This window comes from Rhodococcus sp. AG1013 (assembly GCF_003350365.1).
Lineage (GTDB): Bacteria > Actinomycetota > Actinomycetes > Mycobacteriales > Mycobacteriaceae > Prescottella.
Window position 1 is genome coordinate 47,229 of the sequence record NZ_QQAT01000017.1, and the last position, 21,838, is coordinate 69,066.

A 21,838-nucleotide genomic window follows, 5' to 3' on the forward strand; every position below is an offset into this window, starting at 1 on the left:
CTGACTTCACCGGCAGGACAACGCCCGCCGGTGAAGAACACTAGTAGCGCGCACGGCGCGCCGAGTACAGCCACGCCGGGTACCGTCTGTCCGGTGAAACTTGGACCACACGCGTGTAATACGGATGCCCGCAACCTGATCCGCCGTACCTCACTCGACGCGAGTGGCCCGGGGTCCCTCGCGTGATCGGGGAGGCCATGACCTGGCTCCAGGCGATCGTTCTCGGCGCGGTGCAGGGGCTCACGGAGTTCCTGCCGATCTCGTCTTCGGGCCATCTGCGGATCGTCTCGGAGATCTTCTTCGGCACCGACGCCGGTGCGTCGTTCACCGCGGTGACACAGCTCGGCACCGAGGCCGCGGTGCTGTTGTACTTCGCCCGGGACATCGGCCGCATCGTGGCGGCCTGGTTCCGCGGACTGTTCCATGCAGAGCACCGCGGGGACCTCGACTACCGCATGGGCTGGTACGTCATCATCGGCACCATTCCCGTCGGTGTGCTCGGCTTCCTGTTCAAGGACCAGATCCGCACCGGCGCAAGGAATTTGTGGCTGATCGCGACGATGCTGATCGTCTTCGCGCTCGTGATCGCGGCGGCCGAGTACTACGGGCGCAAGACCCGGCCGATCGAGGACCTGCGTGCCCGGGACGGCATCATCATGGGTTCCGCGCAGGCACTCGCGTTGATCCCCGGCGTCTCCCGCTCGGGCGGCACCATCAGCGCCGGCCTGTTCCTCGGCCTCACCCGCGAGGCCGCCGCCCGCTACTCGTTCCTGCTCGCGATCCCCGCGGTGGTCGCCTCCGGATTGTTCAGTCTCCCCGACGCATTCGAACCGGCCGGTGAGGGACTGATCGCGTCCGGACCGCAGCTGTTGGTGGCCACGCTGATCGCGTTCGCCATCGGTTACGCCTCGATCGCCTGGCTGCTCCGCTTCGTCGTGAATCACTCGATGTACTGGTTCGTCGGGTACCGCATCATCCTCGGTGTCGCTGTGTTGGCGCTGCTCGCGACCGGCGTGGTCTCGGCGACGTGACCGGTCTCGGAGCGGGACGCCATTAGGCTGTAGCCCATGACGGTGATCCTGCTCCGACACGGACGTTCGACGGCGAACACCTCGCGCACCCTCGCCGGTCGTTCGCTGGGCGTCGCGCTCGACGACGTCGGAGTCGAGCAGGCCAAGGGGCTCATCGACCGGCTGTCGGGTGTCGCGATCGCGGAGATCGTGCAGTCGCCGCTGCTGCGGTGCGAGCAGACCGTCGCCCCGCTCGCGATCGACCGGGGGCTGACGCCGCGGACCGACGAGCGACTGGCCGAGGTGGATTACGGACAGTGGACCGGCCGGAGTCTGAATGACCTGGTCGAGGAACCCCTGTGGCGGGTGGTCCAGCAGCACGCGTCGGCCGCTGTCTTTCCCGACGGTGAGGGGTTGGCGCAGGTCCAGGCCCGTGCGGTGGCCGCGGTGCGGGAACACGACCGGCGCCTGGCCGAGGAACACGGCAGGGACGTCGTGTGGATCGCCTGCAGCCACGGCGACGTGATCAAGTCGGTGCTCGCCGACGCGGTGGGCAGCCACCTCGACGGATTCCAGCGCATCGTGACCGAGCCGGCGTCGATCAGCGTCGTGCGGTACACGGCGACCCGACCATTCGTCCTGCGGATGAACGACACCGGGAGCGACCTCGCCGCCCTGAACGGCGCCGGCGACGGGAAACACGACGCGCAGGAGTCGGTGCCCGGCGGTGAGGTCGGCAATGATCGGCCGCCGGGACAGTAGGCGGATAATGAAGCGGTACGCAGAATTCGAGGAGGTGCAATGCCACGCGCGATACATGTCTTTCGCACCCCTGATCGATTTGTTGCGGGGACGGTCGGCGAACCCGGCGACCGGTCGTTCTATCTCCAGGCCGTGCACGACGCGCGGGTGGTGAGCGTGCTGCTCGAGAAGCAGCAGGTCCAGGTGCTCGCCGATCGGATGGGTCTCCTGCTCGAGGAGGTCCACCGGCGGTTCGGCACCGCAGTGCCGCCCGAGGCGGGCGAACTCGGTGACCTCAGCCCACTGCTGACACCGCTGGACGTCGAGTTCCGGGTCGGCACGATGGGCCTCGGATGGGACGCCGAGGCGGAGTCCGTCGTCGTCGAACTGCTCGCGGTAAGCGAGACGGAGTTCGACGAATCGGTCGTCCTCGATGATGCGGAGGAGGGCCCCGACGCCGTGCGGGTGTTCCTCACCCCGATCCAGGCGCGCGAGTTCGCGTTGCGGTCCGAGCGCGTGGTCGCGGCGGGTCGTGCCCCGTGCCCGCTGTGCGGCGAGCCGCTCACCGCGGACGGCCACGTCTGCATTCGCACCAACGGATACCGGCGGATCGCGGGATTCGATTCGTCCGTCGAGTTCGGAGAAGAGCTCTGACTGCGGTGTCGATCGACCCGTCGGATCCCGCGGCCCGCGAACTGCTCGCGGACGGTGAACTGACGCTGGTCGGTCGGATCGTCCACGCGAGTAACGCGACGCTGGTGTGTGAGGCGTCCACGAACGGCCGGTCGGTGCGCTGCGTGTACAAGCCGATCCGGGGCGAACGCCCACTGTGGGACTTCCCGGACGGCACCCTCGCGGGCCGCGAGGTCGCGTCGTATCTGATCTCGGAGGAGCTGGGCTGGGGCGTGATTCCCCGCACGATCCTGCGCGACGGTCCGTTCGGCCCCGGCATGGTGCAGCAGTGGGTCGAGACCCCGGACCGTCACCCCGAGTCGGGCGGGCAGCTCGATCTGGTGGACATCTGCCCTCCCGAGGAGGTGCCGCCCGGCTTCTTCGAGGTGCTGCGCGCCCTCGACGTCCAGGGCACCGAGGTGGCGTTGATCCACGCCGACGATCCCCGGCTGCAGCGGATGGCGGTCCTCGACATCCTGCTCAACAACGCCGACCGCAAGGGCGGGCATGCACTCGAGGGGGTCGACGGGTCGGTGTACGGCGTCGACCACGGCATCTGCCTGCACGAGGAGAACAAGCTCCGCACGGTGCTGTGGGGCTGGGCGGGCTCGCCGATCGGGGACGACCTGATGGCCGACGTGGCCGGGTTCGCGGAGCGGCTCGAGGGCGAGGAGTTCCCGGCCGTTCTCGCCCGGCACATCACGGCCCGTGAGGTCGATGCTCTCCGCGACCGTGCGTGGGCGCTGGTCGCGGCACCGGTGATGCCGCATCCCGTCGGATCCCGGCCCATTCCCTGGCCCGCGTTCTAGTCGTTCCAGGGGTTCCGACGGTTCCAGCGGTATCCGACGGTCAGTTTGGGCCGATTCGCGACGCGTCCTCCCGATCGGCCAGTCGTGCCAGCCGAACCAGGTCACCTTGTAGTGCGTCCCTGCGATCGTGGTGGGCGGGCACCGTCAGCGAAATCGTCCGGTCGAACCAGGTCGGCAGGTTGAGGATTCGATAGGACTGCACGATCCGGGTTCCCGAATCCGTCGGCTCGAGCACGAACCGCCATTCGGTGTTGTCGCCGTAGATTCCGCCGTCTGTCACCCACACCATCTGGCGGGGAGCGTCGAGTTCGGTGACGGTGCACGTTCGGCTCCATCGCACGAATCCGGCCTTACTGCTGCCCCGGAACCGCGCGCCGACCGATGCGGCCGAAGCCCCGTCGAGCCACCGTGCGGTGTGGCACTCGTGACTCCACTCGCGGACTCGGGTCACGTCGGCGAGCACGTTCCAGACCGCCTCCGGGGACGCCGAGGTCGTCACCTCGTGGCGGCCGCCGAGTGGTGACTTCAGGGGGGAGAACTCCGCCGACCGCCACCGTCGGAACGCCGCCCGCCGGTAGCGCTTGATCATCACGTGGAGCATCAGCCAGCGCGGGATCGCCGGCACGAGCTGCACGATGGCCCGCCGGTCGTCCGGCTCGGCGTCGTCCACGATGAACAACCCCTCGTCGAACAACTCGATCGGACCGAGCGGCTTGATGTTGAATTCCTCGTCCCACTTCCGCCACTCGGCCTCGGTGATCGTCGCCGACACGATCGGCATCATCTGACGCTCCTCACGCTCGAGGTGCGGCAGCAACAGCTTGCTCAGCCGGTCGAGCGCTGCAACTGTGGCATCCTTTGCCTCCGCCGAATCACGGTATGCGCCGGCCACTTCCTCCACGCGCTCCATCGCCGGGACGATGGACTGGTGGTCGGCGTTCATCTCGTCGAGCAGGGGGCACGCGTTCCGGTTGCGCAGCCGGACGAGCGGGTACAGGTGGTTGTCCTCCGATTCGTGGTGGTGATGGAGGAATTTCATCATCCACAGGAGGTGGTCCGCGATCGCGATACGTTGCGCATCGAAGGGCGCAGGCCAGCTCGTGAGCGTGTCCCGCGCTCGGGCCAGATCACGCCGGAGAGCGGAGTGCACGATTCCCATGACACGGGTGTCAGCCGGTCCTTCGAGGTCTGTTCCGGCGTTCATGGTGGTTACTCCTCAGGAAGGTCGAGCAGCCGGACGACGGTCTCGGCCACCCAGGTTTCGTATTGCTGGTCGGACCATCCGGACCCCTCCGTGAGCCGGAGGTAGACCTCGTTGCTCAGCACCGCGGTCAGCCCGTCGATCTCGGTCGCTGTCACAGGTCTACGAGCCAACGCGGTGGCCATGGCCGCCACCGAGTCACGGTGGTCGGCGTGGTTCTTCGCGAGGAGTTCGGCGAGTTCGGCGTCGTTGGACGCCCCATGAGCCAGAACACGGTCGAGATGCGCGGTCCGTCGGAAGATCCAGGCCGTGAATCGGCCGGTCGCCGCGGCACGCTCGGCGAGACCGCCCTGGCCGATCGCGCGGAACTCGGCGCGGTCGAGCAGCGGCACCGGATCGTCGTCACCAACCACGGCGATGTCGAGCGCGACCTTCAGCAGTGCGCGTTTGTTGCCGACGCTGCTGTACACAGTCTCGATCGCGCACCCCGCCTCGGCCGCCACGTCGCGCATCGACGTACCGGACCACCCGCGCTGGACGAACAGTCGTGTCGCCGCCGCGAGCACGGCATCGCGGGTTTGCCCGGCCATCTCCTGACGTAACGGGGAGTCGTAGCGCCGGGGATTTGTCCTGGTCACACTCCCATCGTAGGACATGCATATATTCATTACAACAGCGTTCCAGCGATCTGCGGCGGCTGCGAGTACGGAAACACCGGTCCACTAGGCTCGTGCCCATGCAGTCTTGGTCCGATACCGCTGTCCCGTCCGTGCCCGGTCAGGGGCCGGCCCTCCGGCTCTACGACACCGCGGACCGGCAAGTCCGGCCGGTCACTCCCGGCCAGGTGGCGAAGATGTACGTGTGCGGCATCACGCCGTACGACGCGACCCACCTCGGGCACGCCGCGACGTATCTGACGTTCGACCTGGTGAACCGGATCTGGCGGGACGCCGGTCACGACGTGCACTACGTCCAGAACGTCACCGACGTCGACGACCCGCTGTTCGAGCGAGCCGCACGCGACGGCGAGGACTGGATCGTGCTCGGCATGCGGGAGACCGCGCTGTTCCGTGAGGACATGGAGGCGCTGCGGGTGCTCCCGCCGCGGGACTACATCGGCGCGGTGGAATCGATCAACGAGGTCGTGGAGTTGGTCGAGAAGTTCGTCGCATCCGGTGCGGCGTACATCGTCGACGACCCCGAGTACCCCGACGTGTACTTCCGGGCGGACGCCACCGCGCAGTTCGGCTACGAGTCCGGCTACGACCGCGCCACGATGGATCATTTCTTCGCCGAGCGTGGCGGCGACCCCGACCGCCCGGGCAAGCAGGATCCGCTGGACGCCCTCGTGTGGCGCGCGCAGCGTCCGGGCGAGCCGTCGTGGCCGTCGCCGTTCGGTCCCGGCCGTCCGGGCTGGCACATCGAGTGTGCCGCAATTGCGCTGAACCGCATCGGGTCCGGTTTCGACGTTCAGGGCGGCGGCAGCGACCTGATCTTCCCGCACCACGAGTTCTCGGCGGCCCACGCGGAATCCGCCACGGGCACGGAGCGTTTCGCGCGCCACTATGTGCACACGGGCATGATCGGGCTCGACGGCGAGAAGATGTCGAAGAGTCGCGGCAACCTGGTGTTCGTCTCGAAGCTGCGCGGTGAGGGTGTCGATCCGGCCGCGATCCGGCTCGGCCTGCTGTCAGGCCACTACCGGACCGACCGGGCGTGGACGGACCAGGTGCTCGCCGATGCGCAGGCCCGGCTGGAGTTGTGGCGCAAGGCCGCGGTGGTCGAGTCCGCACCCTCGGCGGAGGACACGATCGCCCGGGTACGGCAGCATCTCGCGGACGACCTGGACACGCCCAAGGCGCTCGATGCGATCGACGGTTGGGCCCGCCGGGCACTCGACCACGGTGGACCGGACGAGTCCGCGCCGGCCGCACTCGGGGCGGCGGTCGACGCGCTGCTGGGCGTCGACCTGCGCTGAGCGCGGTCACAGCCGCGTGAATCGTTCCCGGTCCTCCTCGAACTCGGTGAGGATCTCGGTGGTCAGTGTCGGTCGGGTGTCGGCGATCGCCGCGAGGTAGTCCTCGGTGGTCGCCGGCCGGCCCGAGCGTTCGGACACCTCGCGTTCGAACGCGGCCTGCGAGCCCTTCCGGGAGGCGAACTCGATGTCGGCGGGGGTGAACAGTTCGCTGGCCTCGACCAGTCGGTCGAGGTCCACGTGGACAGCTGACGCGCCCAGGTAGCGCTGCCACACGGCGCGGCGTGCGGGCGCGTCGGGCGGTCCGACGGGGATGACGTAGTCGAATCGGCCGGGACGCAGGAACGCGGAGTCCAGTGAATGGACCGAGTTGGTCGCGCACACCATCAACCGATGCTCCGCTTCCCGGAATGCCGGGATCAGCTTGAGGAGTTCGTTGGTGACGCCGTGTGCCGGGCTGGTGGCGAGTCCGGTTCGGGCACTGGCGATCTCCTCGACCTCGTCGATGAACACCACGACCTCGTCGAGTTCGGCGAGGTCGGCGAACACCTCGCGTAGCGACGCCGCCAGGCCGCCCTCGGACGTCGCGGCCAGGCGGGAGGGGAACAGTTCCACGAACGGCCAGTCCAGCCGGGACGCGATGGCCTTGGCGAAGCTGGTCTTTCCGGTACCGGGCGGGCCGAAGAGGATGACCGCCTTCGGCGGCTGGACGCCGTACTGGTCTGCAAGGTCCGGGTTTTCGAGCGGCGAGACGATCCGCCGCTCGATGACCGCCTTGACGTCCTCCATTCCGGACATCGTCTGCCACAACCCGTTCGGCATCACCCGGCCACCCAGTTCGCTCAGCAGAGTCTTGTCCGGGCCGAGGGGCTCGAGCAGTTCGTAGTAGACCAGTCCGTCGCGGCGGAGGTACCCGGAGTGTTCGAACGCGGCGGACCCGGTCGCGGCCTCCGGAAGGACCGCCGAGATCCGATGGGCGCCGGCGCTGCGCAGCCGACGTTCCAGGTTGGCGAGCAGCGCGCTGCCGATGCCGCGGTTGCGCCAGCGGGATCCGAGCGCGACCAGCAGGATCCACGCGCGTTCGCCGTGGACCTGCGCGACAGCCATGCCGACGAGTTCGTCGCCGACGGCGGCCACCACGGCGGGTTGACCGGCACGTGCGGCCGCCATCACCTCGGCGAGAGTGAAGACGGGCTCGGGGGACCCGGGGGACCGGCTCTGGTCCCATACCTGAATCGCCTGATCCAGGTCGTCGTTCTGGAAGTCTCGCAATCGCCACACCGGCATCTGCGCTCACCTCGGCTCGATCGGCAGCGGGTGTACCCAGTACACACCCGGAGCGCTGCGGTGTCAGGTTGTCGGCGGTCGCGAGGCGGTGCCGGGAACGGCGCATTTGGGCAGGTCGCGTCCCTGATCGGCGCCGAAGTCGTATGGTGAGGCTCACCGGCTCGGTAAATTGTGGGAAGGGGCACTGCGACGCTCCGGAGGCGAAACGGCCATGACACCAGACGAACTCATGAACGAGGCATGCCGGCTCGCGATCGAGTCGGTGACGAACAACTGGGGTGGCCCCTTCGGCGCGGTGATCTCCCGGGACGGTGAGATCGTGGCGCGCGGTCAGAACCGGGTGCTGTTGACCGGTGACGTCACCGCGCACGGGGAGATCGAGGCGATCCGCAAGGCGGTCCTGGTGCTCAATGCCGAGGCCCCGAGCATCGCGGCCGAGCATCTCGACCAGTCGACGCTGAAACTGGTTCCGCGCCCCGAGGGCTCACCGGATCGCGTTCCCGAGCGCGCTCGGATGCTGATGGGGATGGAGATCTACACCAGCGGCGCTCCGTGCCCGATGTGCATGAGCGCGATCTACTGGTCTCGCCTGGACGCGATGTACTTCGCGAGCGACCTGGCCGCGACCACCGCCATCGGGTTCGACGATGCGTTCCAGTACGACGATTTCACCCGTCCGTACGGGGAGCGATCCATCAAGATGGAACAGGTGCGTCAGGATCTGGGGGCGGCCGCGTACGCGGTGTGGTCCGAGAAGTCCGACAAGCACCCCTACTGAGCCGTCACCGCGATGGTCGCCTCGGATGCCGGATCGCCACGTCGCGCCCCGGCGACCGTGGTGGTCACCCACGTGCTCCGGTCCGGCCGCGAGCCGGACTTTCGGCGCTGGCAGCACGAAGTCGACACGGCGGCAGCAGGATTCGACGGATTCCTCGGGACGGAGATCACCCGGCCCGCGGACGGTGGGCACGAGTGGTCGGTCGTCTACCGGTTCGACTCGGTGGCCAATCTGCAACGTTGGCTGCGCAGCGAACACCGCCGCGACCTCGTCTCCCGCGCCGGCCCGCTGTTCGAGCGGGAGCCCACCCAACACGTGCTCGTCGACGACGAGGCTCGGGAGACGGTGACCGTCGTCGTGGCACATCCGCCGGTGCCCGGTCGAGAGCAGGAGTTCCTGTCGTGGCAGCGGCGAATCACCGAGGCCGAGAAGCGCTTCCCGGGGTTCCGGGGCTCCGAACTGCATGCGCCGATCCCGGGTGTCCAGGACGAATGGACGATCCTGTTCACGTTCGACTCGCAGACCGACCTGGACCGTTGGCTCGGGTCGCCGGAGCGGGCCGCGCTGCTCGCGGAGGGGCGAGAGTTCCGGGACTTCAGCCTGCGATCCATTCCGAACCCGTATGGGTCGTGGTTCCCGTCTCCCGGTGGCGCAGTCGCGCCCGTGCCGTCCTGGAAGACGGCGACGTCGGTGCTCGTCGGTCTCTATCCGCTGGTCGTGGTGCTGACGATCACGATCGACGAGGTGTGGCCCGCGGCGCCGCTGTGGTTGAGCCTGCTGATCGGCAACATCGCGTCGGTGGGCCTGCTCACGTGGGTCGTGATGCCGATCGTCACGCGCGCGCTGCACTTCTGGCTCGAACCCGGCGACCACACCGACCGGCGGGTCGACACTCTCGGCCTCGTGTTGTCGGTGGCTTTCCTCACCCTTGCGGCCGCGGTGTTCTGGCTCCTGACCACGGTGGTGTGGACGCTGCCGTGAGCGGCCCGCGGCCTAGCCGGATCCGGTGACGGTGAGCCACAGCAGGGCCACGTTGAGGGCGATGATCAGACCCGCGGACACCCAGGCGAGTGCGGTCGTCGCCGACGCGTTGCGTTCGGGCCCCATGAGTTCGGGATCCGACGTCATCCGCACCAGAGGCACCAGCGCGAACGGGATGCACAGGCTCAGCACGACTTGACTGATGACGAGTGCGTACGTGGGATCGACCCCGATCCCGAGCACGATCAGTGCGGGGATGAGCGTCACGACCCGGCGGGTGAGGACGGGGATCCGCACGTGCAGCAGTCCGTGCATGATCTCGGATCCGGCGGCGCACCCCACCGAGGTCGAGGCGAGACCGGAGGCGAGCAGTCCGATCGCGAACACCACCGCGACACCGGGGCCCAGCGCCGCCTGGATCGCGGCGTGAGCACCCTCGATGCTGTCGGTGTCGGGGACGCCACGCAGGGCGGACGCGGCGAGCAGCAGCATGCCGATGTTGACGCCGCCCGCGATGATGAGGGCGCCGGAGACATCCCAGCGGGTCACACGCAGCAGTCGACGCAGACGGGGCCCGTGTCCGGCTGCGCCGTGGCGATCTCGGGCCAGCGCGGAGTGCAGGTAGATGGCGTGCGGCATGACCGTCGCACCGAGCATGCTCGCCGCGAGGAGGACGGTCTCGGCGCCCTCGAATCGGGGGACGAGTCCGGCGACGGCTTCCTTGCCCGAGACATCGGTGAACGCGAGGCCCGTGAGGAACCCGATTGTGATGATCGCGAGCAGGCCCATGACCACGAATTCGAACGTGCGTTGTCCACGGCGGGACTGGATGGACAGGATGACCATCGAGACCACGCCGGTGACGAGACCGCCGACGAACAGGGGCAGGCCGAACAGGAGATGAAGGGCGATGGCGCCGCCGATGACCTCGGCGAGGTCGGTGGCCGCCGCCATCACCTCGGCCTGCAGCCAGAAGGCCCGGCGGTTGCCCTTGCGGAGGCGCTGGCCCAGCATCTCGGGCAGCGACCGTCCGGTCACCAGGCCCAGCTTGGCCGACAGGTACTGGATCAGCACGGCCATGGCGTTCGCTAGGACCAGCACCCAGATCAGCAGGTAGCCGTACTTCGCGCCCGCGGTGAGGTTCGCCGCGACGTTGCCGGGGTCGACGTAGGCGATGGCGGCGACGAATGCCGGCCCGAGCAGGGCGGCGGAGCGGAGACTGCCGCCCTTGCGTCGCCGTGCGGCGGGTGCGTCGGTCTCGGTGCTCACTGGACTCCGCTCGCTGAATTCTCCGGGGCATTCCGCGAGCACCGACCACGTCGGTTCGCGTATACGCACTATAGAGTTCGGTTGACCGAACTTTCAAGCGAGGGTGTTACGCACCCAGGGGCGGAGCGCCTGCTCACGGAACGAACGAAGCCCCCGTCCGTAGTCGGAAGAGGGCTTCGTTCAGGGGTGGGTCAGTGGAGGACGGCGAGTCCCCGCATGAAACTGTCGATGCGCTGCGGCAGGCCGTGGGTTCCGCCGTTGACGACCCGCGAGACCTGCTCGATGCCGGCGGTGTCCGCCGTGGCGTTGAGGTTGCGGGACTGCCAGTACCACGCGGCGGTCTCGAACGCGTTCTCCGGCGTTGCCATCAGCTCGGGGTGTGCGACGAAGTCGATGCCGAGGTAGTCGCTGACGCTCTGGTAGTTGTGCCGGCCGGTCACCTGGATCGCGCCGCGACCCTTGTACCGCTCGCCGTCGCCGGGCGCGAAGTTGCCCAGGTCTGCACGGCCCTCGTAGGCGCGGCCCGAGGCGTACTCCTCGAACGTACGGAAGGAGTCGGACTCGACGACGAGCTGGGCAATGAAGGCGGCCTTGCGGACGGGGGTGTCGATCCCAGCCTTGGCGAGCGCCTCGTTGAGCGGCGCGACGTACTGTGCGAGCTGGTCGGGCGCCACCTGCGGAACGATGCTCACGAGCTCGTCGAGGGTGACCGATGCGGGGCTGGGTGCCGCCGGTGCGACCGGGGGGGCGACCGGCGCGGCCGCCGGTGCAGGCGGCGCGGCCGGATCGGCCGACCCGAGGGTCGGCATGACACGGGCCTGGGCGACGGGGGCCGCCGCGGAGGTCGATTCGGGAAGGTCGAGCGCCTTCCGCAGGTTGGTCGTGTCGAGGAACTGCACCGCTGCGGCCGGTGTCGGCAGGGTCTCTGCTGAGCTGGATGCGATGGGTCCGATCGCGAGGTTGCCGACACACAGTCCGGCGACGGTCGCGGTGGCGAGACCGGCGATGCGGACTCGTGACATAAGGCTACGCGGGGTGGACGTCGTCTGGTCGGGCGTGCTTTCAGAAGTGCATTCAGGGGAGGTGTGCAAGGCTCTGCTCCGGCTTGGGGCTGCAACGGGGCAGCCACGTCGGGCGTGAGCACCGGTAGAATCGGCAATGGTCTACGAGATCGAGACCGAAGATCACTCGGTGGTCACGGCAATGTCACAACCAGATAACAGGCCATTACACGGAATGTTCAAGCCATAGAGGCAAGGGTCACTCTGGGCTCGGATTGTGGCGCAGATCACAAAACGATCGGCGTGTCGGTTCGGGACATGCCGATAATTCGCTGGTAAAGGGTTCATTCGACGATGACGGCCACCGGTCGGATTCGTCTTCTCCCCGCCCGGTGAGCCGCATTCGCCCGACTAGACCTCGGCGAATTCGAGGCCGCCCTCCGCGGTGGCCGGGACGCGTCGCCGCATCGGTGACCCCAGTGCCCGGGCCAGATCGCTGCCGTCGTGCTCGGCCAGCAGTTCGCCGCCGGACCACACCAGCAGCGCGGCGCTGACGCTCTGCTCGGCGGTCGAGTGCGCCAGGTCGTAGTGTGCGCACCCCGGCACACCGCCGTAGGTGATCCACAGGTCGTATCCGGTCATGAACAGGTCCAGGTCGAACTGGACGCTCAGCCCCAGCAGTTCGCTGCGGCCGTTGTCGTCGACACCGGCGAACGCCTCGTCCAGGCCGAGCAGGCGCGGTGAGTGCGGATCGGCCGACGAGAGCATCACGTGTGCCGCGGCGAACAGCGGCAGGTGCAGCGACACCGACTGTTCACCGCCGGACAGTGCGCTGTGCCGGGCGACGGTGAGGCGGTCCTCGCTGCCGTCGCTGCCGATCAGTGTGAAGGAGAACACCCGCCACCGTCGGTAGTCGAGCGCGGAGGCGAGGATCTCCGGGTACGACCGCTCGGGATGGGCGGCGCGGGCGATCCGCACCTGAGCTGCGAAGTGCGCCCGGACGGTCGCCAGTTCGTCGGCACTCAGGGCCGACGGGGCCCGGTCGAGGAGCTTGGACACGGCTCGCGAGCTGTCGTCGAGGTTGTCGGCAAGGACCCAGTGCACGCCGATCGTGCTGCCCGACGACATGCGCCGCTCGCGCATCTCCGCGCCCATCTGGGCGATCAGGTCGCGGGCGTCGGCGGTGCGCTCGTGGATCTGCTGTGCCAGTCCGGTGAGCAGAGCGTCCTCGAGGATGCGGCGCTCGGAGTCCGTGAGCAGTACCTCCTGGTCCTGGCGGGCCGCGGCGATCCGGGTCGCGAACTCGCCGATCGACGAGTAGCCCTGGTCGTCCTGCACGCGGACCACCGTCAGACCGTCCGGTGCGTCCCACTGCAGGCGATAGTCCTGTCCGGCCGCCGCGAGCTGGGCGTCGAAGTCCTGCAGCGCCGCGGTGAGCGCCGAGCGGGTGGCCTTCTTGGCGTTCTCGCTGGTCTTCACCGAGGCGGTCGCCGCATCCATCGCGCGGTACAGCGCGTCCACCTCGGGCGGCAGGATCGGCGATTCCACGTCGCCCTCCGTCGCGATCCGGTACACCAGCTGGTCGGCTGTGAGCCACGCGGCGCTGCTCTGGGGCCACGAGTGCGAGCCCTCGACGCCGAGAAGATCGAGTAGATCGCGTCGCGCATAGGGTGCGAGGCGGTCGACATCGGTGCGCGTCTCGGTCAGCGCGCTGCGCAGCGCCTCGATCGCGGCGCTGTGGGCGCCCTCGGCCTTGCCGATCTGCTCGACGGCCGCGTCGTAGGCCTTGCGTGCGGATCGCTGCTCGGTCTTGCAGACCTCGATTCGGGCGCGAACCTGCTCGAGGTCGGCATCGATCTGCTCGGCACTCGAGCCCAGGGCTTCCCGGAGCGTCTCGAGACGGGAGATCTGCTGCGCGTAGTTTTCCTCCGCGACTGCAGCCTCCTCGACGAACTCCTCGGTGTTACCGCGGGCCTCCTCGAGCCGGTAGACGGCCTCCCGGTGGAGTTCGAGCTCCTTCTCCTGCTCGCGACGGCAGCGCAGCAGCTGCTCGCCCCGACTCTCGAAGTGCCGGATCGAGGCCGCCACGGCGTCGATGTCGCGCGCCTGGTGCGACATGCGATGTGCGACGGCGACCGCGCGGAGCTCCTTGTCCTTGGCGGTATGGTCCGCGATCGCGTGATCGAGTTCGTCGCCGGCGCTCGCGGTGGACTCGGACCGGCTGCGGAGCGCGCCGGCGGCTTCGGTGAGCTTCTTGATCGCGGCGAGGACGCCGGACGTGCGGGGAAGCGACTTTCCGGCGGTCGAGATCCGGTCGAGCAGCGCGGTCGTCTCGGACTCCTCGGCGTGGGCGGTGTCGCGCCGTGCCTCGGTTTCGGTGATCTCCTGTGCGATCTCCTCGATCCGCTGTGCCCGGCGCCGCTTCCGTGCGGTCGTGCCGATGTACTCGGCGTCGGCCTTGACGTGGCGGCCGCGTTGCACGCCCTGCCAGAACCGGCCGTCCACCCCTACTCCGACGGCGCCGGCGCTCGCGGCGCCGGCGGTGTCGAGCGCGATGGACTCGATGATCGCCTGCACCACCGCCTCCGGGACCCCGGCATCGGGTTCCACCTCGAGGACGTCGGCCAGGGTCGGGCCCTGCGGCCGCAGGGCCTCGGGCAGTGGCATCAGGAACTGCTCGGATTCGGCGTCCGGCTGCGCACCGTCTCCGGCCGACACCCAGCCGTCGAGCAGGTTCGCGGCGGCCAGCGCGGATTCGACGCCCGCGGCCACCGCGGGCTCGACGCCGTCCGCGAAGCGCACCAGCCGCCACAGCGGGGCCCCGGACAGCTCGCTCCGATCGCCGGTACGGAACGCGAATCGCGCAGGGGCATCGTCCTTCTCGGCCGCGACGCGATCGCGGTCGGCGCGCAGCGCGGCGATCCGTTCGGTGGCCGCGGCCTGCTGGGACACGGCGTGCCGCCGCCGCGCGCGCTGGTCGTCGAGGGCGGACTGCGTCCGCTCGTGCAGCACCGTGGTGAGGCTGGGGGAGTCGTCCTCGCCGGCCAGCGACAGCGCGGTGTCCAGTGCGGAGAACACGTCGGCGGTCACCCCGATCGAGGCGTACTCCGCCGAGTGCTCGGTCCACCAGGCCCGCAGCGCGGCGGCGCAATCGGCCCGCGCCAACGCGACCGTGGCCTCGGCCTCGGCGACCGCGGCCTGCGCCGCCTCGAGCAGTTCGCGGCCCTTGTCGGCGGCGCGATCGGCCCGCGCTCGTTCGGTGCCGGCCTTGTCGACCGTGGCGAGCGCCGCCCGGACCGCGCGGACGTCGCCGTCGCGTTCCTCGGCGTGTCCACGGACCGCGGTAGTGATCTGGTCGGACCGCGCCCCGTCGGGCAGCGGGCTCCAGACGATGCCGGCCTGCTCGGCGGCCTCGGCCAGCTGCTCCTCGGCGCGCACCAGCTCGGCAGTCGCCCGCTTCACCGAATCCGATGCCCGCGTGGCCTCGTCCGTGCGCTGCTCGAGCGTCGCCTGCGCCCGGCGTGCCTTGTCGGCCTGCTGCTCGGTGGACAACTTGAGCTGTGCGACGGCGGCAGCCAGGTCGTCGAGCTGCTGCTTGCCCTCGTAGGCCCCGGACCGCTGCAGCGTCTCGAGGTCGGCGCGGCCCTGTTCGAGGGCGCGCTCGGCGGCGGTGAACCGACCCTCGGCGAGCAGCCGCTCCTCCTGCCGGGACGTCTGCAGTGCGACGGCCTCGTCCAGCACGGTCTTCGCTCGTTCCACCGACTCGATGCGCCGGGAGACCTGTTCGACGTCGGTACGGGCCTGCTGGCTCAGGTACTTCGAGTACACCGTCACGAAGCTGTGCGCGGCCTGGTCGGCGGCGGCGAGACCCTCGAGCGCGCGGCTCACCTCCTCCATGTCGCTGAAGGAACGCGCCGCCTCGAGCACCAGCTGCTCGTCGAGGGGGCGCAGGCCGTCGGTGAGTGCCTGCGACAGCCCCTTCGGGTCGAGGTTCTTGGCCAGCTGCGGGCGGCGCAGGGTCAGGATGAGGTTGATGAGCTGGTCGTAGCGTTCGGTGCCCAGCCCGAACAGCCGGGCGTCGATGGCGGCCCGGTAGTCGACAGGACGGTCGGTGATGGCGTCGCTGCCGAGCTGCTCCGCGAGCTGCTTCTTGGTCAGCGGCCGGTCGTCGCTACCGAGGAGGGAGAAGTCGACGCCGACGCGGCCTTCCGCGACGAAGTACCAGCGGGTGACCTTGTCGTTCTGGCGGCTCGCGCGCATTCCGATTCCGACCGTGACGGCCTCCGGGTCGTCCTGCGAGCCGCGCGCGAACTCCATCCACACGTACGAATGCGCCGAATCCTGGCCTCGATACAGCAGGTTCGACTTCATCGTGCGTTCCTCACCCGCGAACGGGTTCAGGCGGCGCGGCTCGATGCGGCCGTCGAAGACGAACGGGAACAGCACCTCGAGCGCCTTGGTCTTGCCCGAACCGTTGGGTCCACGCAGGACGAGACGCCCGTCCGCGAACGAGAACTCCTGGTCGCGGTAGTCCCACAGGTTGACGATCCCGGCGCGGGTCGGCTTGAAGCGCGCGTGTGCCATGCGAAAGATGCCTCTACTTCTCTACGGGTGCGTTCTCGTGGGATTCGCTGGGAACGGGATCGTCGAACAGCTCGGACTGGGCGGTGCGGTCCCGGATGCTGACCACGACGCCGCGGAACCGCGCGATCGTCGGCAGCACCAGGACACCACCGTCGACCACCCGGATCAACTGCAGGCGATGGAGCAGTGCGATCGCATTGCGCTTCAATCCTTGCCGATCGGCCTGCCACTGCGCCGCGAAGGTGCGCCCGAAGCGCAGCACCAACTCGTCGACGGCCGCCGCGATCCAGGCGTCGTCCAGCATCGAGTACAACGCCGGCTCGGGTCGATCGCCCTCGTCGGTGTCGTCGTCGTGGTCGGCAGGATCGATGTGCTCGGCGAGCTCCTCGAAGATTCCCGCGCTCGGAATGGCCGCGTCGAGTCGGGCGATCACCTCGCGCTGGTTCGACTCGGGCAGCGGGCGGCGCGGGAGACCGGGCGCGTCGAGGTCGAGGACCCGATCGGCCATCTCGCCGGCGAGCAGCAGCGCGACCTGGGAGACGGTGCCGGTGCTCGGGAACCGGATGTCGGACATGCGGCCCGACGGGTCGATCATCGCGATCCCCTCGGCCCGGCGTTCGGCGACCAGTCCGGTCAGCTCCTCGACATCGGCGGCGGTGCGGGGCAGCGCGAGCTGCAGTCGCTCGTCGTCGGTCAGTTCGTCCGCGTACACCACCGGCCGCTCGACGAGGGCCCGTCGCATCCGCCGTGCGGTCTCGCGGGGATCTCCGGTGCGCAGGCCGATCAGGTCGTCGTCCTGCGGTGCCTTCTCACCCGAGAGCAACGTCCGGACCGAGGTCAGGTGCTGGAGTGCGCGGGGCGGACGGAACAAGGCGACCACGACCGACCGGTCGATGTCGTAGAGAGCCTCGCCCGCATCGGGATTGGACGCCCAGCCGCCGGCGTCGCCGTCGGCGAGGACGATCGCGCCGCGGGCCGCGAGCCAGCCGACGGCATCGACGAACGCGTCGCGGTCGGCGGCCCGGTCGGTGGACAGCGTCACGCCGGGCACCTGCGCGGCCTCGGCGGCGACGTGGTCGGCCAACTCCGACAGGGTGATCTGGTTGCCGGCCCGGCCGAGCGCCGCGAGCGCCAAGGCGAGGTAGGCGTAGCGGTGCCGGTCGAACGTCCGGTCGTTGGCGGTGCGTGCCGGGATTCCCGATTCGAGTCGGTCCGCGACGGTGAACAGGCGGGCGGTGGTCTCGGTGACCTCGAGCCGATATCCGAACAGGTCGAGCAGGTCGTCGCGCAGTTCGGTGGCCCACCGCCGCAGCAGCGGCAGCGCGAGTCGGTCGGGATACGTCTGCGTCACCAGGTGATTCGACAGGATCACCCGGGCGGCCCGCTGGTACGAGTCGAGGTCCAGCGGCGAGACGGAACGAGACCTCACTGCACGCTCACCTGCAGTCCGTCGAGATGCAGCCGGCCACGGACGGTCTGCACCACCGTCGTCTCGCCGTGCGGGCGCAGCGTGAGCCGGACACCGTTCTCCGACCCCGTCGAGCTGGGCACGGTGCCACTGACCGGCACTCGCGCGGTGAGCGCGGCATTGAGCAGGCTCAGCAGCACGTCGGTCTCGTCGGCGTCGAGGACCCGGTCGTAGGCTCCGGACGCGGCCAGCGACGACGCCGCGACGGCGCGGGCACGCTGAGCTGCCAACTGTTCCTCGCGAAGTCGTCGGATGCTGCCCTCGTTGCGCTGGACCCGCGACGGCATGCCCGGCTGCGCGGCGCGACCGGTCTCGGCGAGCGTGCGCGAGATCTCTACGGGCGTCGCGTCCCACCACGATCGCGAGTCGGGAATGATGTCGGTATCCGGATGCACCATCGACAGGTGCCGCGGGCGTCCGAGGTCGAAGACGAGCTGGAACAGGGCGTGCGCCGAATCCTCGTCGGGAGTGGCAGCGAACCACCCGGCGAGGTGCCGCAGCTGACTCTCGCGGCTCACGCCGCCCCGGCGGGTCTCCGTGACCCGGCGCAACAGCGACAACACCGCGGCGATCGCGCTCATCGTCCCCTCCCTCAGACGATCCGACTCGCTGGGACCCGACACCCCGACGAACCACTGGGCCAGGCCCGACCAGCGTGCGTTCCAATCGGATTCGCGTTCCTCGCGGGAGAGGAAGACGCGATCGTCGCTGGCCGCCGCCCGCGCGATGAGGGACGCGATGCCGGTGGCCTCGACCGCCTCGATGGCCGCGCGCAGCTTCGGTGCGTACCGCGCCAGGTCGGAGCTGAACTCGCGCATGTGGCTCAACAGGGCGTCCTTGTGTGCCAGGAACGCCTCGGGCGTGATCTCGGTGGTGCGCACCAGGTCGCCGAGCATGAGATAGAACTGCGCCGCCCGCGCCGCCATGTCGGTGAGCGTGGAGTCCAGCCGGGCGAGCTTGCGGTAGATGAGATCCCCGTCGCCGCGACGGTTGGCTTCGGCGAGCTCGTCGAGATCGGCGAGCAGATCCGGCAGTGCCAGTCGAGACAGCGTCGCATCCTCGAGCCGGGCACCGAGCAGATCCTCGACGGCGCGGAAGGCCAGGTAGCCGGCCTGACTGAACTGGTACACGAAATGACGGTTCCGGTACTCCGCGAGAGTTGAGGCGCGACTGCCGTCGTAGCTGCGTTCGAGCACGCCCCACGTGTGCAATTGCTCCAGCAGCGGGGTGATCTCGGTGGATGTCAGCGCTGCGGCCGGGTCGTCGCCGGAGATCCGACCCAGGATCTCCGCGACCTCACCGGCGTGCAACAGGACGACGTAGTTGGCACGCGCGTGGTCGAAGGCGCGGAGCACCCACAGGTACTCGGCGCGTTTCTCCGCGGTCGTGAAGGAGAACAGCCGCAGCCGGTCCTCGCGCACGGCGAAATCACCGCCGGAGGACGTGCGAGGGTCACCTGAATCGCTCACCGTGACAGCCTAGGGCGTCGTTCGGGTCGCGAGCGAACACACCGCCCCGGTCACCGGCCGCGCCCCACGGGCCGGCGCCAGGATTCGTCCGCGGTGAGCGCGGTCAGCTGGTACTCCGCGGCGTCGGGATGACGGAACGGGCCCGCCACCAGGTCGGCGTACGCGTGGCTCGGCGCGACGCAGCGCAGCCCGTCGCGATACTGCATCCGCTCGAAAACCGCTGCCGACCACGGCGTCGCGACCACGACGTCGGCCCCGCCGGTGATCGGGCGCAGGTCCAGCGCGGCCGCGAAGGCGTCGACGTCGTCGGCGTAGAGCTCGAGCACCGATGCCGACGCATAGTCGGTGGCGCCGATCCCCGTCACCGCATAGGCAGGGTCGCCGTTACCCGACGCGAGCCGCGCGCGTAGTTCGTCGAGCCCGTTCGGGGCGGCGAAACTTCGGGTGGCGCAGGGTTTGCGGTCGGCGGCCCACGCGCGGAGCATGTGCGGCCAGCGAACGTCGGTGATGGGGCCTCGGGGCAGACGGGTGAGCAGTTCCCGTTCGAAGAGGACCTCGACCACCCGGTAGGCCGCCCCCGTCGACGCTCCGGAGAGCTTGATCAGTTCGGGCACCGAGATCTCCCCGACGTGATCGGCGAGCGCTCGAACCACCCGCTCGGACGGCTCGCCGGTGAGGACCCCGGACGGACGGCCGGGCCCGCGCCACGGATCGGCGTCGGCGCCGCGGTTCCGGACCCAGATCGCCGGCCGGTCCGCGACCAGGTTCAGGTTCCCGGTGGCGTCCGCGTACGACAGACCGTGGCCGTCCAGCTGGCGGCGCACCGGTTCGGAGAGGTAGTGCGCGCAGACGAATCCGCGGTCGCTCTCGGAGAGTTCGGCCGCGATCCGGGCGACATCACCGCTCAGGACGCCCTTGGATGCAGTGATCGCGTAGGACACGGATTCGCCGTCCGGTGCCGTGATCAGCAGTCGATTCGGTGCGGCGGGGGAGCGGGGGCGGTCCGCCGACACCGTCCACCCGTGGGGGAGTTGCGCCTCCAGCCAGGACAGGGCGCGCCGATAGATGTCGATGCTGCGTTCGGGCCGCGGGTTCGGTGCAACGTCCGTCAGGGTCACATCCGCAACAGTAGTCACTCTGTGCACAACGGAACCGGAAGAAAAGCGGAATCGGGGGCGCGTGTCGCGACAGAGATCGGTGCGGGACGGAATCGAGGGAAAATCCGAAAGTGCACGGGCTCGGTCGTGCCGGTCCGCTGGAGGATCACGCCCGGGCGGCCACCGCGGCCTGCCACGCTGTAGGCGGCCGCGCTGCGGGATCGTCTGCCAGGGACCGAGATCCCTGGGAACGTCCCGCCACGCGATCCCGGCTGTCAGGCGGTCTGGACGTCGACGACCTCGCCGGCGAGTGTCGCTGTCACGTTCCCTTTGGCGACGTCGGTGTCCACGACGTACACCGTGACGCGAGGCTCGGTGACGCCCGGCCGGGAGTGGTCGGCGCGGATCGCGACGCGATCGATGTGGCCGCTGGGCAGGCGGACGAGACTGGTGGCGTTTTCGATGAGATCGCCGATGCGGTCGACGTCGAGCTGAGCGAGATCGACCGTCTCCTGGTCCTGATCCCGGATCGAGGGCGGGGTCCACGGCTCGAACCCGGCGGTGCCGGTGAACATCCACCTCTGCAAGCTGGTCGGCTGTCGGGGGGTCATCCTCGCGACCACAGCGTCTTTGCTGTACAGATCGACATCGTCGGCGGTCAGGTCACCGAACTTCAGCTCGAACCGGCGCAGGAACTCGCGCATGCCGTCGGCGGTGAGCGTGTCGATCGGCTCGGCCCGGTTCGGGTCGGATGTGCTCGACACGGGAGATGCGGTGTCGGCGCCGATGGCGTCGGTGCCCCCAGCGAACAACACGCGGGCGAGGGCAGCCACGATCATCGCGACAACGGCTGTCACAGCGACAACAAGGCCGCGGCGACGGCGGTGAGGGTGGCCGGCCGGGTCCTCGGATGCGGTCGCGGCATCGAGGAGATGATCGGGGATTTGCAGGTCCTTGGTCAGCGCGCTCAGGGCGCCGAGAGTCGTCGCGTGCATCGCCGTCGCGGTGCGGGACTCGTGCTCCTCGGCGCTGAGCTGACCGTCGGCGTATGCGGCGTCGAGCAAGCTGCAGGTCTGCGCGCGGTCGATGTCCCGCGCTCGGGTCTTGGCAGATCTCGCGTCGGGCACGCCCAGACTCTACTGGGTGCTGTGACGGTGCGGCGCCCCTGCAACGTCGTCGAACGATCCTTCGCCGCACTCGAACATTGGTGCGGGCGTGGTCCTCTCGGCGGTTCGCATTCGGCTGAGATCCGTCACGAAACAGGAGGCGCGGTCCAGCAGCCCAGGGGAGTGGCCCCGAATGTCACGACGGCCGGGACGCGCCGAGCGAAGGGGGCGGCCCGGCCGTGGGGCGGCGCTAGCACTCGAACCGCCGCGTGTCGTTTACGAAAGACGCAGCTGCGGAGATGGTTTCGGTGAGGCACGGCTGTTTGGTTGGCGGACGGCAGCCGCCGGTGTGTGGGGCCGCGCCCAGCGCGGGTCCCGGGCGTAGAAGTC

At 69.3% G+C, this 21,838-nt stretch carries 17 protein-coding genes; 7 read left to right on the forward strand and 10 right to left on the reverse strand.

Features of this window, described 5'->3' with window-relative positions; all coding sequences use genetic code 11:
• The first annotated feature begins 185 nt into the window (after positions 1-185).
• From DEU38_RS19545 to DEU38_RS19560, 4 genes are read left to right on the forward strand one after another with little or no spacing between them, the layout of a single operon-like run.
• The gene (locus tag DEU38_RS19545; protein WP_181818866.1) at positions 186-1,031 is read left to right on the forward strand and encodes an undecaprenyl-diphosphate phosphatase; all 846 of its coding nucleotides are present in this window, start codon (positions 186-188) and stop codon (positions 1,029-1,031) included.
• Between the two features lie 36 nt (positions 1,032-1,067).
• Positions 1,068-1,772 carry a histidine phosphatase family protein gene (locus DEU38_RS19550; RefSeq protein WP_114723060.1) on the forward strand — a complete coding sequence of 235 codons (705 nt, stop codon included), beginning with the start codon at positions 1,068-1,070 and terminating at the stop codon, positions 1,770-1,772.
• Positions 1,773-1,811: 39 nt separating this feature from the next.
• Positions 1,812-2,405, forward strand: coding sequence for a DUF3090 domain-containing protein (locus tag DEU38_RS19555; protein ID WP_114723061.1), 594 nt, complete (start codon positions 1,812-1,814; stop codon positions 2,403-2,405).
• Between the two features lie 5 nt (positions 2,406-2,410).
• A complete protein-coding gene (locus DEU38_RS19560; protein WP_114723062.1) occupies positions 2,411-3,232 on the forward strand; it encodes an SCO1664 family protein in 822 nt (273 codons plus the stop codon).
• A 40-nt stretch (positions 3,233-3,272) separates the two neighbouring features.
• On the opposite strand, the gene DEU38_RS19565 is transcribed toward DEU38_RS19560, so the two are convergent.
• Positions 3,273-4,436 (reverse strand): hemerythrin domain-containing protein, encoded by a 1,164-nt coding sequence (locus DEU38_RS19565; RefSeq protein WP_114723063.1) that lies wholly within the window; start codon positions 4,434-4,436, stop codon positions 3,273-3,275.
• Positions 4,437-4,441: 5 nt separating this feature from the next.
• Positions 4,442-5,071 carry a TetR/AcrR family transcriptional regulator gene (locus DEU38_RS19570; protein WP_181818859.1) on the reverse strand — a complete coding sequence of 210 codons (630 nt, stop codon included), beginning with the start codon at positions 5,069-5,071 and terminating at the stop codon, positions 4,442-4,444.
• Between the two features lie 98 nt (positions 5,072-5,169).
• On the opposite strand from DEU38_RS19570, the gene mshC reads away from it, so the two are divergent.
• On the forward strand, positions 5,170-6,411 hold the full coding sequence (gene mshC, locus DEU38_RS19575; RefSeq protein WP_114723065.1) for a cysteine--1-D-myo-inosityl 2-amino-2-deoxy-alpha-D-glucopyranoside ligase: 1,242 nt from the start codon (positions 5,170-5,172) through the stop codon (positions 6,409-6,411).
• A 6-nt stretch (positions 6,412-6,417) separates the two neighbouring features.
• Here the strand turns inward: mshC and DEU38_RS19580 are convergent, their stop codons facing one another.
• A complete protein-coding gene (locus DEU38_RS19580; RefSeq protein ID WP_114723066.1) occupies positions 6,418-7,695 on the reverse strand; it encodes an ATP-binding protein in 1,278 nt (425 codons plus the stop codon).
• 211 nt (positions 7,696-7,906) lie between these two features.
• Between DEU38_RS19580 and DEU38_RS19585 the strand changes: the two genes are divergently transcribed.
• Both DEU38_RS19585 and DEU38_RS19590 read left to right on the forward strand, forming a co-directional pair.
• On the forward strand, positions 7,907-8,473 hold the full coding sequence (locus tag DEU38_RS19585; protein WP_114723067.1) for a nucleoside deaminase: 567 nt from the start codon (positions 7,907-7,909) through the stop codon (positions 8,471-8,473).
• Positions 8,474-8,485: 12 nt separating this feature from the next.
• Positions 8,486-9,454 carry an antibiotic biosynthesis monooxygenase gene (locus DEU38_RS19590; RefSeq protein ID WP_114723068.1) on the forward strand — a complete coding sequence of 323 codons (969 nt, stop codon included), beginning with the start codon at positions 8,486-8,488 and terminating at the stop codon, positions 9,452-9,454.
• A gap of 12 nt (positions 9,455-9,466) precedes the next feature.
• Here DEU38_RS19590 and DEU38_RS19595 read toward each other — a convergent pair whose 3' ends face one another.
• The 7 genes from DEU38_RS19595 to DEU38_RS19625 all read right to left on the reverse strand — a co-directional run bounded on the left by DEU38_RS19595 (position 9,467) and on the right by DEU38_RS19625 (position 21,469).
• On the reverse strand, positions 9,467-10,723 hold the full coding sequence (locus DEU38_RS19595) for an Nramp family divalent metal transporter (RefSeq protein WP_114723069.1): 1,257 nt from the start codon (positions 10,721-10,723) through the stop codon (positions 9,467-9,469).
• Positions 10,724-10,914: 191 nt separating this feature from the next.
• Positions 10,915-11,745 carry a glycoside hydrolase family 19 protein gene (locus tag DEU38_RS19600; RefSeq protein ID WP_258558022.1) on the reverse strand — a complete coding sequence of 277 codons (831 nt, stop codon included), beginning with the start codon at positions 11,743-11,745 and terminating at the stop codon, positions 10,915-10,917.
• Between the two features lie 390 nt (positions 11,746-12,135).
• On the reverse strand, positions 12,136-16,308 hold the full coding sequence (locus DEU38_RS19605; protein ID WP_114723071.1) for a TIGR02680 family protein: 4,173 nt from the start codon (positions 16,306-16,308) through the stop codon (positions 12,136-12,138).
• A 13-nt stretch (positions 16,309-16,321) separates the two neighbouring features.
• Entirely contained in the window at positions 16,322-17,737 is a 1,416-nt protein-coding gene (locus DEU38_RS19610) for a TIGR02678 family protein (RefSeq protein WP_114723072.1), read from the reverse strand.
• Positions 17,734-19,182: a TIGR02677 family protein gene (locus DEU38_RS19615; RefSeq protein WP_181818867.1), complete on the reverse strand. Its 1,449-nt coding sequence runs from the start codon at positions 19,180-19,182 to the stop codon at positions 17,734-17,736. Before DEU38_RS19615 ends, DEU38_RS19610 begins: the two co-directional genes overlap by 4 nt.
• 113 nt (positions 19,183-19,295) lie before the next feature.
• On the reverse strand, positions 19,296-20,363 hold the full coding sequence (locus DEU38_RS19620) for a hypothetical protein (protein WP_114723074.1): 1,068 nt from the start codon (positions 20,361-20,363) through the stop codon (positions 19,296-19,298).
• Positions 20,364-20,617: 254 nt separating this feature from the next.
• Positions 20,618-21,469, reverse strand: coding sequence for a DUF1707 domain-containing protein (locus DEU38_RS19625; RefSeq protein WP_114723075.1), 852 nt, complete (start codon positions 21,467-21,469; stop codon positions 20,618-20,620).
• Between the last annotated feature and the right edge of the window lie 369 nt (positions 21,470-21,838).

What these genes read in the sequence shown, in the direction of transcription:
- DEU38_RS19550 (WP_114723060.1), top strand. Translation starts at nt 1,068, where the DNA reads ATGACGGTGATCCTGCTCCGACACGGACGTTCGACGGCGAACACCTCG.
- DEU38_RS19555 (WP_114723061.1), top strand. Translation starts at nt 1,812, where the DNA reads ATGCCACGCGCGATACATGTCTTTCGCACCCCTGATCGATTTGTTGCG.
- DEU38_RS19565 (WP_114723063.1), bottom strand. Translation starts at nt 4,436, where the DNA reads ATGAACGCCGGAACAGACCTCGAAGGACCGGCTGACACCCGTGTCATG.
- mshC (WP_114723065.1), top strand. Translation starts at nt 5,170, where the DNA reads ATGCAGTCTTGGTCCGATACCGCTGTCCCGTCCGTGCCCGGTCAGGGG.
- DEU38_RS19580 (WP_114723066.1), bottom strand. Translation starts at nt 7,695, where the DNA reads ATGCCGGTGTGGCGATTGCGAGACTTCCAGAACGACGACCTGGATCAG.
- DEU38_RS19585 (WP_114723067.1), top strand. Translation starts at nt 7,907, where the DNA reads ATGACACCAGACGAACTCATGAACGAGGCATGCCGGCTCGCGATCGAG.
- DEU38_RS19590 (WP_114723068.1), top strand. Translation starts at nt 8,486, where the DNA reads ATGGTCGCCTCGGATGCCGGATCGCCACGTCGCGCCCCGGCGACCGTG.
- DEU38_RS19600 (WP_258558022.1), bottom strand. Translation starts at nt 11,745, where the DNA reads ATGTCACGAGTCCGCATCGCCGGTCTCGCCACCGCGACCGTCGCCGGA.
- DEU38_RS19605 (WP_114723071.1), bottom strand. Translation starts at nt 16,308, where the DNA reads ATGGCACACGCGCGCTTCAAGCCGACCCGCGCCGGGATCGTCAACCTG.